The sequence below is a fragment of the Peribacillus sp. FSL K6-1552 genome, from assembly GCF_038005205.1.
GTDB classification, from domain to species: domain Bacteria; phylum Bacillota; class Bacilli; order Bacillales; family DSM-1321; genus Peribacillus; species Peribacillus butanolivorans.
The window spans coordinates 4,278,177-4,293,543 of record NZ_JBBOST010000001.1 but is presented as its reverse complement, the minus strand read 5'-3'; the positions used below and the strand labels follow the sequence as shown (position 1 = coordinate 4,293,543).

General features: G+C 39.1%; 13 protein-coding genes, 1 pseudogene and 1 riboswitch. Of the genes and pseudogenes, 13 read left to right on the top strand and 1 reads right to left on the bottom strand.

Features of this window, described 5'->3' with window-relative positions:
- Positions 1–23: 23 nt before the first annotated feature.
- The 10 genes and pseudogenes from tnpB (at position 24) to NST21_RS20630 (ending at position 11,174) form a co-directional block, all read left to right on the top strand.
- The gene (gene tnpB, locus NST21_RS20675) at positions 24–1,229 is read left to right on the top strand and encodes an IS200/IS605 family element RNA-guided endonuclease TnpB (protein ID WP_340890975.1); all 1,206 of its coding nucleotides are present in this window, start codon (positions 24–26) and stop codon (positions 1,227–1,229) included.
- A 121-nt stretch (positions 1,230–1,350) separates the two neighbouring features.
- Positions 1,351–1,587 (top strand): annotated as a pseudogene (locus NST21_RS20670) (GNAT family N-acetyltransferase); the annotation flags it as partial.
- A 233-nt stretch (positions 1,588–1,820) separates the two neighbouring features.
- Positions 1,821–3,518: a long-chain-fatty-acid--CoA ligase gene (locus tag NST21_RS20665; RefSeq protein ID WP_340890974.1), complete on the top strand. Its 1,698-nt coding sequence runs from the start codon at positions 1,821–1,823 to the stop codon at positions 3,516–3,518.
- Positions 3,519–3,723: 205 nt separating this feature from the next.
- A complete protein-coding gene (locus tag NST21_RS20660) occupies positions 3,724–4,311 on the top strand; it encodes a TetR/AcrR family transcriptional regulator (RefSeq protein ID WP_056529211.1) in 588 nt (195 codons plus the stop codon).
- Between the two features lie 126 nt (positions 4,312–4,437).
- A complete protein-coding gene (locus NST21_RS20655; RefSeq protein ID WP_340890973.1) occupies positions 4,438–5,211 on the top strand; it encodes an enoyl-CoA hydratase in 774 nt (257 codons plus the stop codon).
- Positions 5,212–5,352: 141 nt separating this feature from the next.
- Entirely contained in the window at positions 5,353–6,126 is a 774-nt protein-coding gene (locus NST21_RS20650; RefSeq protein ID WP_056529205.1) for an electron transfer flavoprotein subunit beta/FixA family protein, read from the top strand.
- Positions 6,127–6,197: 71 nt separating this feature from the next.
- On the top strand, positions 6,198–7,175 hold the full coding sequence (locus NST21_RS20645; RefSeq protein WP_056529202.1) for an electron transfer flavoprotein subunit alpha/FixB family protein: 978 nt from the start codon (positions 6,198–6,200) through the stop codon (positions 7,173–7,175).
- A 241-nt stretch (positions 7,176–7,416) separates the two neighbouring features.
- The gene (gene trxA / locus NST21_RS20640) at positions 7,417–7,737 is read left to right on the top strand and encodes a thioredoxin (protein ID WP_328113193.1); all 321 of its coding nucleotides are present in this window, start codon (positions 7,417–7,419) and stop codon (positions 7,735–7,737) included.
- A gap of 103 nt (positions 7,738–7,840) precedes the next feature.
- Entirely contained in the window at positions 7,841–9,613 is a 1,773-nt protein-coding gene (gene uvrC, locus NST21_RS20635) for an excinuclease ABC subunit UvrC (protein WP_056529199.1), read from the top strand.
- A gap of 61 nt (positions 9,614–9,674) precedes the next feature.
- Positions 9,675–9,851: riboswitch (Lysine riboswitch) on the top strand.
- Positions 9,852–9,941: 90 nt separating this feature from the next.
- Positions 9,942–11,174 (top strand): aspartate kinase, encoded by a 1,233-nt coding sequence (locus NST21_RS20630; RefSeq protein ID WP_340890972.1) that lies wholly within the window; start codon positions 9,942–9,944, stop codon positions 11,172–11,174.
- 62 nt (positions 11,175–11,236) lie between these two features.
- On the opposite strand, the gene NST21_RS20625 is transcribed toward NST21_RS20630, so the two are convergent.
- Positions 11,237–11,695, bottom strand: a complete 459-nt coding sequence (locus NST21_RS20625; RefSeq protein WP_053347218.1) for a YslB family protein — start codon at positions 11,693–11,695, stop codon at positions 11,237–11,239.
- 381 nt (positions 11,696–12,076) lie between these two features.
- On the opposite strand from NST21_RS20625, the gene NST21_RS20620 reads away from it, so the two are divergent.
- The 3 genes from NST21_RS20620 (at position 12,077) to sdhB (ending at position 15,298) form a co-directional block, all read left to right on the top strand.
- The gene (locus NST21_RS20620; protein ID WP_340890971.1) at positions 12,077–12,685 is read left to right on the top strand and encodes a succinate dehydrogenase cytochrome b558 subunit; all 609 of its coding nucleotides are present in this window, start codon (positions 12,077–12,079) and stop codon (positions 12,683–12,685) included.
- Between the two features lie 70 nt (positions 12,686–12,755).
- On the top strand, positions 12,756–14,507 hold the full coding sequence (gene sdhA, locus NST21_RS20615) for a succinate dehydrogenase flavoprotein subunit (protein ID WP_098175856.1): 1,752 nt from the start codon (positions 12,756–12,758) through the stop codon (positions 14,505–14,507).
- A gap of 17 nt (positions 14,508–14,524) precedes the next feature.
- Complete coding sequence (gene sdhB, locus NST21_RS20610; protein ID WP_053347215.1) at positions 14,525–15,298, top strand: succinate dehydrogenase iron-sulfur subunit; 774 nt, start codon at positions 14,525–14,527, stop codon at positions 15,296–15,298.
- Positions 15,299–15,367: the final 69 nt, after the last annotated feature.

Genomic DNA, 15,367 nt, shown 5'->3' with positions numbered 1-15,367 from the left:
ATAACTATAAGGGGGTGAAACCAATGGTCATAAACAAAGCTTATAAATTTCGAATCTATCCAACTAAAGAACAACTAGTTCTAATCAATAAAACGATCGGCTGCTCCCGTTTTGTCTATAACTTCTTTTTAGGCAAACAAAAGAAGAAAGATGCCTACTGGTATATCTGTAAAGAAATGAAGCAGAACGGCCAATTACCCTCTAATGAATGGAAAGGTTCTTTTCTGAATAAATACGCAACAATCAAAGAACTTCCAGCTTTAAAGAAAGAGTATTCTTTCCTGAAAGAAGTAGACAGTATTGCCTTACAGAAATCGGTGGAAAATTTAGCAGATTCCTATAGTCGATATTATAAAAAGCAAAACAAGTCACCACGCTTCAAATCGAAAAAGAATCCTATCCAGTCCTATACGACTAAACATACGAATGGGAATATTGGAATTGTTGGAAACAAAATCAAATTGCCAAAACTCGGTCTAGTTCGTTTTGCTAAAAGCCGCGAAGTCGAAGGGCGAATCATCAATGCCACAATCAGGCGGAACCCTTCGGGTAAATATTTCATTTCCGTTTTAGCGGAAACCAATGTAAAAGTACTTCCTAAAACGAATCGTTCGTGCGGTGTAGATGTTGGTTTGAAGAATTTTGCTATTCTTTCAGATGGTACGGTCTATCAAAACCCAAAATTCTTCCGGACGGTCGAAAAGAAATTGGCCAAAGCACAACGGATTCTTTCAAGGCGACAAGAAATAGCCTTGAATCAAAATAAACCATTGGCTGAAGCCAAAAACTATCAAAAACAAAAACGAAAAGTGGCTATCCTACACGAAAAAATTTCAAATGCCCGAATGGATTACTTACATAAAGTTTCTACCGAAATCATCAAAAACCACGATGTTATTGGAATGGAAGACTTGCAAGTGTCGAATATGATGAAAAATCACAAACTAGCTAAAGCTATTAGTGAAGTATCTTGGTACCAATTCAAAAAAATGTTGGAATACAAAGCAAAATGGTATGGTAAACAAATCGTGACCGTATCTAAAACGTTTGCTTCTAGCCAATTGTGTTCTAGCTGCGGTTACCAAAATAAAGACGTTAAACATCTGAATCTTCGTGAATGGGATTGTCCTTTTTGTTCTACTCACCACGATCGAGATATTAACGCAGGACTCAATCTAATGAATGAAGCCATAAGGCTTCTAACCGTAGGAACTACGGGAGTAGCCTAATTAAAAATTGGCCGATAGGCTAATGTTCTTAGGAATCCCCCACTTCAATCAGACCGTAAGGTCGATAAGTGGTGGGTAGTTCAATTATAATCAATTACATGAAAACTGGTTTCGTAATTGTGGACTGGGCGTTTTAGAAGGCGAATACTTAGGGTTGTTCAATATTGTTACGCAAGAAAAATTTCGAAACCAAGGGTATGGAGCAAAACTCATTAAAAATCTCTTGCATTGGGGAAAAGAAAATGGGGCGAAATATGCTTACCTACAGGTTATATTATCGAATGCCCCTGCATTAAACCTGTACGCTAAATTAGGGTTTGAAGAAAAATATAAATATTGGTATAGAATTAAAAACTAAAGAGTAAAAGCTGCTCCTTTTATTGTTCATACTTTAAAAAACTTTTTATCAACAAAAGTAAAAAAACTATTGTACTTGCCGTCATTCGACTTATGTGTTCAGGTAATATTCACTGCTCTACTACTGATTATCAGCCTTTATGCTTACTTTTTCTAAATTTCAGTAATTGTAAGAAAATCCCGGTTGTATTATAATGAAAAAGAGTATTGAGAATATTCAGAAGGAGGGGGCAAATGAGCAATAAGCCGTGGCAAGCTATTTATCCGGAACAAATACCAGCTGTTTTGTCGTATGAAGATAAGCCTCTTTATTCATTTTTGAAAGAGTCTGCTGATGAATTTCCTGATAAGGTGTCGATTCATTTCCAGGGAAAGGAATTAACCTTCAAAGAAGTGTACGTATCAGCTTTAAAGTTCGCAGCCTATTTAAAAGATATCGGTCTTCAAAAGGGAGAACGAGTTGCCGTCATGCTTCCTAACTGTCCGCAAGGTGTCATTAGCTTTTTTGGGATACTAATGGCTGGGGGAGTCATAGTTCAAACTAATCCAACCTATACGGAACGCGAACTCGAGTATCAAATGAAAGACTCCGGAGCGAAAATAATCGTAGCGATGGATATTTTATTTCCCCGTGTCACTGCGGTTGCCCCAAGAACAGAAATAGAACACATCATTATAACCGCCATCAAGGAATACTTGCCTTTCCCGAAAAATCTTATCTATCCCTTTATTCAAAAAAAGCAATACGGTATTGTCATCAATGTGGAGCATGCGGGTAATCACCATCTATTTACTGAAATCATGAAACGAAAAATACCAGAGGAAGTCGCTGAGCCGATTGATGTGCAGAATGACCTGGCCCTTTTACAATATACAGGAGGAACAACCGGTTTTCCTAAAGGGGTTATGCTCACCCATAAGAACTTGCTTGCAAATACGAAAATGTGTAATGCTTGGCTTTATAAAAATAAACGTGGTGAAGAACGGATTCTAGCGATTCTTCCATTTTTCCATGTGTACGGTATGACGACTGTATTGGTTCTTTCCGTTATGGAAGGGAACACGATGATCATTATGCCAAGGTTCGATGTTGAAGCAACGCTGAAAACAATTCAAAAGCAGAAACCAACAATGTTTCCAGGCGCACCAACGATGTATATCGGTCTCTTGAACCATCCGGATATTGCAAAATATGATCTTTCTTCTATCAATGCTTGTATAAGCGGTTCAGCACCACTTCCATTAGAGATTCAAGAGCAGTTTGAGAAAATTACGGGCGGGAAGCTGGTGGAAGGCTTTGGTCTTACGGAAACATCTCCGGTTACCCATGCCAACTTTATTTGGGATCAGCCTAGGGTTAAAGGAAGCATTGGAATGCCTTGGCCGGATACGGACTCAGTAATTCTGTCACTAGAAAGTGGCGAAGAGCTTCCGCCGAATGAAATTGGTGAGATTGCAATAAAAGGGCCGCAAGTAATGCAGGGATACTGGAATCGTCCGGAAGAAACGGAAAACACATTTAAAAACGGCTGGCTGCTTACAGGCGATTTAGGTTACATGGATGAGCAAGGTTTCTTTTATGTAGTTGAAAGGAAAAAAGATACAATCATTGCAGGCGGCTTCAATATTTACCCTCGTGAGGTCGAAGAAGTACTATATGAGCATGAGGCCATTCAAGAGGTAGTCGTGGCAGGAATCCCAGATCCATATCGTGGTGAGACGGTCAAAGCCTATGTCGTTCTGAAAAAAGGTGCAAGTGTGACAGAAGAAGAATTGAATAAGTTTGCGAGAAAGAGTCTAGCTTCCTATAAAGTACCGCGCAGCTATGAATTTAGAGAGGAACTTCCTAAAACGACGATTGGAAAGATATTACGCAGAGTTCTTATTGATGAAGAAAAGAAAAAAATATCAGAGGAAAGAAAAGAAGCGTAAAGAAGCTTAACCTTCTTACGGAGCAGTTGTTCATTTAGCTCCGTGTTTTTACAGAACAACTGGACAACCTAAAGACCTGAGCTGTACAATAAACATATTGGAATGTGTAGGACTATTAAGAAGTTTTTGCTTGACAGTAAAGGGTCGCCATTTTATGATAGAAATATGAATGATGATTCATTCATTTTCTGAAAGGGGACATCCAGTGAAAAGCAACAGACCGAAGTATAATCAAATTATTGATGCAGCCGTTATCATCATCGCCCAAAATGGCTATTATCAAGCACAAGTATCCAAAATCGCCAAGCAAGCAGGCGTAGCGGATGGCACCATTTATCTTTATTTTAAAAATAAAGAAGATATTTTAATATCATTATTTCATGAAAAGATGGGCTATTTTGTAGAACAGATTGAAGAAGAACTTAAGGGAAAGAGCTCAGCTTCAGAAAAGCTGTATGTGCTCATTCAAAAACATTTTCAAATCCTTTCAGAAGACGTGAATTTAGCAATCGTCACACAGTTGGAATTAAGACAGTCGAATAAAGAATTACGCCTAAGAATTAATGATGTGTTAAGAGGATATTTAAATTTAATTGATCAGATCATTATAGAAGGAAAAGAGAACGGCGAATTTCTGCCGGATTTAAATCATTTACTTGCTAGGCAGATGATTTTTGGAACGATTGACGAAACAGTGACAACTTGGGTGATGAATGAGCAAAAGTATTCACTCTCAGACCTTGCAAAAGATGTTCACCGCCTTCTACTGGGTGGATGCAGCTTGAAAAGTTAACGATTTTAATAGAGGGTGGCTTAGTCATCCTCAAAAAAATCGATTAATCAGCTTTCCAGTTTTATGGGGAAGTGATACATATTGAATTTTCAAAAAAGTTTGACTAGCATGCCGGGAGGGATAGATATGGAATACCTTAAGCTTTCAATCGAGAATCATGTTGCTTTTATAACGATTAATCATGCACCTGCAAACGCATTGTCTTCGGTAATCATTAGAGAGCTGTCACAAGCCTTCGATCAAATTGGGGAGAACGAGAACGTACGGGTTGTCCTTCTTCATGGAGAAGGTAGGTTTTTCTCTGCTGGAGCAGACATTAAAGAGTTTACAGAAGTAGAAAACGGTAAAGCTTTCGAGAAACTGACCAAAAATGGTCAATCTGTATTTGAAAAAATTGAATCTTTTCCAAAACCGGTTATTGCAGCTATTCATGGAGCAGCGCTTGGCGGGGGATTGGAACTGGCTATGGCCTGTCACATCCGTTTAGTAACAGAAAGAGCAAAACTAGGTTTGCCTGAGCTACAGCTTGGATTAATTCCTGGATTTGCTGGCACACAACGGTTACCTCGTTATGTCGGTACGGCAAAGGCAGCTGAAATGCTATTTACAAGTGAGCCAATTACAGGAGTACAAGCTGTGCAATGTGGATTAGCTAATCATGCCTTCACAGATGAAGAACTTATTCCGAAAGCGAAGGAATTAGCCTTTAAAATCGCTAAGAAAAGCCCTCTTGCATTAAAGTCGACTATTGAACTATTAAATTATACTAAGCATGATTCCTACTATAAAGGTGTAGAAAGAGAAGCTGTCCTATTCTGCCAAGCCTTCGATACTGCTGATGCAAAAGAAGGAATTGGTGCTTTTATCGAAAAAAGAGAAGCAATATTTAAAGGGAAATAGTAGTGTTTCATGTCAAAACTAGTGAATTAATAACTTATTTTTATACATTATGCAGGATTTTGATGAAATCTGAAGAATACAAAGTAGTATGTTTAAAAAATTCATAATCTTCAAAACTCAAATTATTCGGGAGGTATTATCGTGAACATTTATGTGCTGCTGAAAAGAACATTTGATACAGAAGAAAAAATTACACTTTCTAACGGGAAAATTAATGAGGATGGAGCAGAATTCATCATTAACCCATACGATGAGTATGCTGTAGAAGAAGCAATCCAAGTTCGTGATGCACAAGGTGGAGAAGTAACGGTTATTTCCGTTGGAACTGAAGAAGCTGAAAAGCAATTGCGCACTGCGCTTGCTATGGGTGCTGACAAAGCCGTATTAATAAATATTGAAGACGACATAGAAAATGGCGATCAATTCACGACTGCCAAAATTATTGGTGAATACTTAAAAGGTAAAAATGCTGATTTAATCATTGCTGGAAACGTAGCAATCGACGGCGGTTCCGGCCAAGTAGGTCCGCGCGTTGCTGAGATTTTGGAAATTCCATATATTACAACAATCACTAAATTGGACATCGCTGCTGGAAATGTAAGCGTTATCCGTGACGTTGAAGGAGATTCTGAAACAATCGAAGCTTCTCTTCCATTGCTAGTAACAGCTCAACAAGGATTAAACGAACCGCGTTATCCTTCTTTGCCAGGAATCATGAAAGCGAAGAAAAAACCACTTGAAGAATTAGAATTGGACGACTTGGATTTGGAAGTAGAAGATGTTGAAGCAAAAACAAAAACAATTGAAATCTACCTTCCTGCTAAAAAAGAGGCTGGAAAAGTGCTGAACGGCGAGATTAGCGATCAAGTTAGCGAACTTGTTCAATTATTACGCAGTGAAGCAAAAGTAATTTAATAGAAGCGGTTCTTTTCAAAATATACTACACACAACAAAAAGATAAAATAGAGCACAGGAGGTTTTTATAAATGGCTAGAAAGTTTCTTGTATTGGGCGAAGTTCGCGACGGTTCACTAAGAAATGTATCATTTGAAGCAATCGGTGCGGCTAAACTTGCAGCAGATGGCGGAGAAATCGTAGGTGTTTTAGTTGGTGACAGTGTTCAAAATTTTGGGAATGAATTGATCCAGTATGGTGCAGACCGAGTTGTTGCAGTTGAAAATGATCAATTAAAACAATATACATCAGATGGTTATGCGCAAAGCTTGCTTGCTGTCATAGAGCAGGAAAAACCAGAAGGCATTTTCTTCGGTCATACTGCACTAGGAAAAGATCTAGCGCCAAAACTAGCTGGCAAGCTTGAATTAGGTTTGATCTCCGATGTTACTTCTATTGAAGAAGAAGGCGGAAATATCGTTTTCACCCGCCCGATTTATTCTGGTAAGGCATTTGAAAAGAAAATTGTCACAGCTGGAATTGTGTTTGCAACTGTTCGTCCAAACAATATTGAACCATTAGCGAAAGATGAGTCCCGTTCTGGTGATGTTTCTACATTAAGTGTAGATATTAAAGACTTGCGTACAATTATTAAAGATGTTGTGAGAAAAGCAAGTGAAGGGGTCGACCTTTCAGAAGCAAAAGTAGTCATTGCCGGCGGACGTGGCGTAAAAAGTGAAGACGGTTTTGAACCATTAAAGGAACTTGCTCAAGTTCTTGGCGGTGCAGTCGGTGCTTCTCGTGGTGCATGTGATGCAGACTATTGCGATTACTCTTTGCAAATCGGCCAAACGGGTAAAGTTGTTACTCCGGACCTATATATTGCCTGCGGAATTTCTGGAGCTATTCAGCATTTAGCTGGTATGTCCAACTCTAAAGTTATCGTTGCCATCAATAAAGATCCAGAAGCTAACATTTTTAACGTAGCTGATTATGGAATTGTCGGAGATCTTTTTGAAGTCATTCCATTACTAACAGAAGAATTCAAAAAGTTAAAAGTGAACGCGTAATAGAAAGCATTTAAAGTATAAACAATATAGGTAAGGAACAAGGCATTTGACAGTTAGCTGATAAATGCCTTGTTTTTTTTTGTGTTGTAATTTTAATTAATTATTAAGCTATCAGGAAGAGCTAAGAAACCTGTATATTTACTCTGTTTTTGGACATCCTACCACTGAAGCAAAATATTAGCATCGATTCTAGTAACAATGGTATACTGTCTTTAGTTATTTGAGTAAATTTGAGGAGGATATATATATGGCTATTGTAAATGCAACTGACCAAACTTTCACAACTGATACTAGCGAAGGTGTCGTTCTTGTAGACTTCTGGGCTCCATGGTGTGGACCTTGTAAAATGATTGCTCCTGTTCTTCAAGAGCTTGATACTGAAATTGGCGACACAGCTAAAATCGTAAAAGTGGATGTAGACGAAAACCAAGAAACAGCTGGAAAATTCGGCGTAATGAGCATTCCGACATTAATCGTTCTAAAAGACGGTGAAGTAGTAGATAAAGTTGTTGGTTTCCAACCTAAAGAAGCTCTTGCTGAACTTATTGCAAAACACGCTTAATATTAAGTTAGCTAAAAAAAGCTTCAAGTCTGCGGACTTGAAGCTTTTTTCGCTATCTTGATATATAATTAATTGTAAAAAGGGAGAACAGGAGGCTGAATGTATGAACCAACAAATAAAGAATAAACTTGCCCTTCTTCCCGATCAACCAGGTTGTTATTTAATGAAGGATCGTCAGGGAACGATCATTTATGTAGGAAAAGCGAAAGTATTAAAAAACCGTGTGCGCTCTTATTTCACCGGTTCCCATGATGGGAAAACGTTACGACTCGTTAATGAGATAGACGATTTTGAATACATCGTTACCTCGTCAAATATTGAGGCTCTCATTTTAGAGTTAAACTTAATCAAAAAACATGATCCAAAATATAATATCATGCTGAAGGATGACAAGACGTATCCATTCATCAAGTTGACTGCTGAACGGCATCCGCGTCTAATCATTACGAGAAAAGTCAAAAAAGATAAAGGTAAATATTTCGGTCCGTATCCGAATGCCTTTGCGGCCAATGAAACGAAAAAATTACTCGACCGCATCTATCCTCTTAGAAAATGTAATACCCTACCGGATCGCGTTTGTCTCTATTACCACCTCGGGCAGTGCCTGGCTCCATGTGTGTATGATGTAGAGGAACAGGAATATAAAAAAATGGTGGATGATATCAACCGATTTTTAAACGGCGGCCATACTGAGATAAAAAAAGAACTGACAGAAAAAATGTTAGAGGCATCAGAAGAGCTTGATTTCGAAAGGGCAAAGGAGTTCCGTGACAAAATTGCCCACATTGATATCACGATGGAGAAGCAAAAAATGATGACGACTGATTTTATCGACCGTGATGTATTTGGCTATGCCTATGATAAAGGCTGGATGTGTGTTCAGGTATTTTTTGTGCGACAAGGGAAATTGATAGAAAGGGATGTTTCCCTGTTTCCAGTGTATGATGAACCGGATCAGGAACTTCTTACATTCCTAGGTCAGTTTTACGAGATTACCAATCACTTTAAACCAAAGGAAATTTTGCTGCCAGAGTCAGTAGATGCGGAAATGGCTGAAGGGCTGCTTGGCGTGAAGACGATTCATCCAAAACGGGGATCGAAAAAGGATATGCTTAAATTGGCGAATAAAAATGCCGCCATAGCCCTTCAGGAAAAGTTTTCTTTGATTGAACGAGATGAAGAAAGAACGATCAATGCGGTGGAAAATCTTGGGGTGCAATTAGGCATCTATACCCCGCATCGGATTGAGGCTTTTGATAACTCGAACATTCAGGGCAGTGATCCGGTTTCCGCTTTAGTTGTGTTTATTGACGGTAAGCCGGAAAAAAGAGAGTATCGCAAATATAAAATCAAAACTGTCCAGGGACCCGATGACTATGAATCGATGCGTGAAGTTGTACGCAGAAGATATTCACGAGTTTTAAAAGAAGGGCTGCCACTTCCGGATTTAATCATTATTGATGGTGGAAAGGGACATGTGGAGGCTGTTCGAGATATTTTAGAAAATGAACTGGGTCTTGATATTCCGCTTTCTGGTCTCATTAAGGATGAAAAGCACAGAACATCGCAATTGATGATTGGCAATCCGCTGGAACTGGTACCGCTTGATTCGCGTAGCCAGGAATTTTATCTGTTGCAAAGAATTCAGGACGAAGTGCATAGGTTTGCGATTACGTTTCATCGCCAGCTACGCGGGAAAAATGCGGTTCACTCGCAGCTTGATGATATACCTGGAGTCGGAGAAAAACGAAGAAAGCAATTGTTAAGGCATTTTGGTTCATTGAAAAAAATTAAAGAGGCATCGGTAGAACAAATTATAGAGGCAGGCATGCCAAAAGGGGTAGCTGAAGGAATCGTTAGAAAATTGCAAGAATAATCTTGCTACCTACATTTCTCTATGCTATGATAAGAAGGAATTTTCAACTAGACAACTTAAAAGTGCTGATAGAGGTGCGGAATTCAATAGTAAAAACCTGAAGAAGTATGAGCTTCGATGAAAGGTTTTGAAAGGGGATAACGCCGAAGGAAGACAAGACTCATTACTTGTTTTTCTGGTCTGACATTTAATAAATGGCGGATTGTCAGGGGGTATACCCTGGAGAGCTATCTCACTGTGTTTACTGTATTAAATACGTGATCACAGCAATGAGATATTTCTCATTGCTTTTTTTATTGCCTAAAAAAGATAAAGAGGGTGCATTAGGATGGCATTAATCGTTCAAAAATTTGGCGGGACATCCGTCGGTAGTGTCGAGAAAATCAAAAATGTTGCAAATCGAGTAATCGAGGAAGCAGAGAATGGGAATGAGGTAGTCGTCGTTGTTTCAGCTATGGGGAAAACAACAGATGAATTAGTTTACATGGCTCAAGATATTTCCAAAAATCCAAGCAAGAGAGAAATGGATATGTTATTGACGACTGGAGAGCAGGTCACGATTTCCCTGTTAACGATGGCTTTAATTGAAGCGGGGCGTGAAGCTATTTCTTTCACCGGCTGGCAGGCTGGCATGCAAACAGAAGCCGTTCATGGGAATGCTCGGATTTTAAACATTGATGCTTCGAGAATTCAAGCTCAGCTTCAGGCAAAGAAAATTGTGGTCGTTGCAGGTTTCCAAGGGAATGATGCAAATGGAGAAATCACGACACTAGGGCGGGGCGGTTCCGATACGACTGCAGTGGCTATTGCTGCAGCATTAAATGCGGACCGATGCGATATTTATACCGATGTAACGGGTGTATTTACAACAGACCCACGTTACATAAAAGACGCTCGAAAACTGCAATCTATTTCTTACGATGAAATGCTAGAACTTGCCAATCTAGGGGCGGGTGTCCTTCATCCAAGAGCTGTTGAGTATGCGAAAAACCACCAGATTCCGCTTGAAGTCCGTTCGAGTATGGAGAAAGAAGCAGGAACTACCATTGAGGAGGAAGCAACTATGGAAGAAAATTTAATTGTACGCGGTATTGCTTTTGAAGACAGTATTACAAGGGTCACAGTGAATGGTTTGCCCCGATCACTAGGATCATTATCCACAATTTTCATGACACTTGCAAAAAACCGGATAAACGTTGACATTATTATCCAAAGTATGACAGCAGAGGATACAACAAACCTTTCTTTCTCCATAAAAAGTGAAGATACGGAAGCTGTTTTAAACGTGCTAGAAAAAAATAAAGACCAATTGGGATTCGATAGAGTAGAAACGGAGGGCGGATTGGCCAAAGTGTCTATCGTCGGTTCGGGAATGGTATCTAATCCGGGAGTGGCTGCCGAAATGTTTGAAGTGATGGCTAACACAGGTATCCAAGTGAAAATGGTCAGCACATCTGAAATTAAAGTCTCAACTGTCGTCAATGAAAAGGAAATGGTGAAGGCAGTCGAAGCACTTCATGAAGCGTTTAAATTAGGGCAGCATGCAAAAGTGCTTGTTTGATTGCTTGGAGTCTAATGAAAAACAGACTTCCGACAAAAAAGGTAAGTCTGTTTTTGGGCTCATTAGATTGGGTCTCTAGGATCCCATTGAATGGTAAATGTCACTTTTTTTGCGCGACGTTTGATTTCTTCTGTCGATTCACTTAAGAATTTTTTCTGCAGTGTAAACTGCTCGGCAAGGAAACCGGCTTCAAGTTGGAAGTGACAGTCAGGATGAAGATCTAAGCGACGGCTGATTATTTCTCCTGTTAAGGATAATTCCATCTCGGTTTTCGAAAACTTTATGATTTCAAGATGGCCCCAGCCTGCATTTTGGAAAAATGCAACAACTTCCTGTTCGCCATTCAGTGGGAATTTTCTCGCTAACTGTTTACCTGCCCAATAGAGAATTTGATTAGAATCTTTTCCGAGAATATCGTTCAATAAAACTTCTCTGATTAATTCGTAGCCAAAAGCTGGAACTTGAGATTCTTCTGTTTGAATTTCTTCTTCTTCTATCGCAGCAGCAATATTTTTTTTCATAGTTTATCGCCTCTTTCTGTAAATCTATTATAAACGTTTTTCTTTTGCAAATTATACTGTTTTTTTATTATTTCAATCGCAATTGGGAAAAAATGAGAAATTATTCCGGGATATTAATAGATTAATTAGTAATTTCACCAAGTTTTAATCTTGACAATTAAAAATTATACAATTATATCCAATAAAATCTATTCTGAAAAAAAGAATACTTGTATCCGTTTTCTTGACGCACATAGAAGTCAGGAGTAAAATGGACATGTCACATAATTGTAAGAAAGTATAGGGATGTTTCAAACTCTATACTTTATTTTCACGCGGAGATAAAAGGTAGCCACCAGTTTATCTTTGCATGATTTTTCACAAATTAAGGGGGGGCACTTAGTGGCAAAAAATCGTGAGTTTGGGAATCGCAGGCTTCATTCACTTCTAGGAGTAATTCCAATTGGTCTATTCCTAATTTTTCATTTATCGGTAAACTTTATGGCAACAAAAGGAGAAGAGACTTTTAATGGGGCAGTTCATTTAATTGAGTTTACGCCCGTAAAGATTTTGGTGGAATGGGTTGTCATCTATCTACCAATCCTTTTCCATGCTGTGTACGGACTTTATATTGCCTTTACAGCAAAAAACAATTTGGGTAGATTTGGATTTTTCCGAAATTGGATGTTCTTTTTACAACGTCTAAGCGGAATCATTACGTTGATTTTCCTAGTTTGGCATGTTTGGTCAACTAGAATTCAAGCAGCATTAGGTGCAGAGGTTGACTTTGACATGATGGCAGAGATTTTCTCTAATCCATTTATGATTGCATTTTATTTAGTTGGGCTCATTTCGACAATTTTCCACTTCTGTAATGGATTATGGTCATTTGCAGTGAGCTGGGGTCTAACAGTTTCACCTAAATCGCAAAAAATCATGACTTACTTTACTTTGATCGTTTTCGTTCTTCTTTCTTATATCGGAGTTAGCGCAATTTTCGCTTTCGTATAAGAAGATAGAGTTTATTTATAAGTATTAGGAAAAACATAGCTTGGCTAATGGAAATAAGGGAGTGACAGAATTGGGTAAAGGTAAAATTATTATCGTTGGTGGAGGTCTAGCTGGTTTAATGGCTACGATCAAAGCAGCAGAGCTGGGACAACAGGTTGATTTATTTTCTTTAGTACCTGTTAAACGCTCTCACTCAGTTTGTGCCCAAGGCGGAATCAATGGGGCAGTAAATACAAAAGGTGAAGGGGATTCTCCATTTATCCACTTTGATGATACAGTTTATGGCGGAGATTTCTTAGCTAACCAACCACCGGTTAAAGCGATGTGCGATGCAGCACCATCGATTATCCATATGTTTGACCGTATGGGCGTAATGTTCAACCGTACTCCGGAAGGTCTTCTTGATTTCCGTCGTTTCGGTGGTACTCAACATAGCCGTACAGCATTTGCTGGTGCAACAACTGGTCAGCAATTACTTTATGCATTGGACGAGCAGGTTCGTCGTTATGAAGTAGAAGGCCTTGTAACCAAATATGAAGGCTGGGAATTCCTTGGAGCTGTTATCGATGACGATCAAACAGCACGCGGTATCGTAGCACAGAACTTGACTTCAATGGAAATCAAATCATTCCCTGGCGACGCTGTCATCATGGCGAGCGGTGGTCCTGGAATCATTTTCGGTAAATCAACTAACTCAATGATTAATACAGGTTCAGCAGCATCCATTGTTTATCAACAAGGTGTAAATTATGCAAATGGTGAGTTCATTCAAATTCATCCAACTGCAATCCCTGGAGATGATAAGCTTCGTCTAATGAGTGAATCTGCTCGTGGTGAAGGTGGACGTATCTGGACATATAAAGACGGAAAACCTTGGTATTTCCTTGAAGAAAAATACCCTGCTTATGGTAACCTTGTACCTCGTGATATCGCGACTCGTGAAATCTTCGACGTATGTATGAACATGAAGCTTGGTATTAATGGAGAAAACATGGTTTACCTGGATCTTTCTCATAAAGACCCTAAAGAACTTGATATCAAACTTGGCGGAATCATTGAAATCTACGAGAAATTCATGGGTGAAGATCCTCGTAAAGTTCCAATGAAAATCTTCCCTGCAGTTCACTATTCTATGGGCGGACTTTGGGTAGATTATGACCAAATGACAAACATTAAAGGTTTATTTGCTGCAGGTGAGTGTGATTACTCTCAACATGGTGGTAACCGTTTAGGTGCGAATTCACTTCTTTCTGCAATCTATGGTGGTTCAGTTGCTGGACCGAATGCAGTTAAATATATTGAAGGCCTTGATAAAACTTCAGAGTCTATTCCTTCTTCATTGTTTGATGGTTACGAAAAACAACAACAAGAAAAATGGAATGCAGTAATGTCTCTTGATGGTAATGAAAACGCGTATGTTCTACACAAAGAACTTGGTGAGTGGATGACACAGCATGTTACTGTAGTTCGTTACAATGACAAGTTGAAAGAAACTGATAACAAGATTCTTGAGTTGATGGAACGTTACAAGAAAATTAACATCAATGACACTGCTAAATGGAGCAACCAAGGAGCTGCCTTCACTAGACAGCTTCAAAACATGATGCAATTAGCACGTGTTATCACAATTGGTGCTTTAAACCGTGACGAAAGCCGCGGAGCACATTACAAACCTGATTTCCCACAACGTAATGATGAGGAATTCATGAAAACGACAATGGCAACATTCAAAGGCTTGGATCAAGCTCCTGAATTCCATTATGAAGATATTGATGTATCACTGATCGCACCGCGTAAACGTGATTACACTACGAAACATTAAAGAGGGGGAGCAAAAAAATGGTTGAAACTAAATCTGAGACTAAAACAGTCCGTTTTATAATCACTCGTCAAGATACACCGGATTCAGCTCCTTATGATGAGGAATTTGAATTAGCGTACCGTCCGAATATGAATGTAATTTCCGCTCTAATGGAAATTCGTCGTAATCCAGTAACAGTACAAGGCAAACACACTACAGCAATCGCTTGGGACATGAACTGTCTTGAAGAAGTATGTGGTGCTTGTTCAATGGTTATCAATGGTAAACCTAGACAATCTTGTACAGCTCTTATTGACCAATTAGAACAGCCGGTTCGTCTTGCTCCAATGCGTACTTTCCCTGTTGTTCGTGACCTTCAAGTCGACCGTAGCCGTATGTTCGACTCATTGAAAAAGGTAAAAGCTTGGATCCCAATCGATGGTACGTACAATCTTGGACCAGGACCACGTATGCCAGAAAAGAAACGTCAATGGGCTTACGAATTATCTAAATGTATGACTTGTGGTGTATGTTTAGAAGCTTGTCCGAACGTAAACAGCAATTCAGACTTCATGGGACCACAACCATTATCACAAGTTCGTTTATTCAACGCACATCCAACTGGTGCAATGAACAAAGCTGAACGTTTAAATACAATTATGTCTGATGGGGGCCTTGCAAACTGCGGTAACTCACAAAACTGTGTGCAGTCTTGCCCTAAAGGAATTCCTTTGACTACATCGATTGCAGCATTAAACCGTGATACTACTATTCAACAATTCCGTAACTTCTTCGGAAGCGACGAAGTTTAATAATGAGAAAAGAACCTGTATCTTAGGATATAGGTTCTTTTTTTGTCTAAAAAAATGTGAACAGCTTCA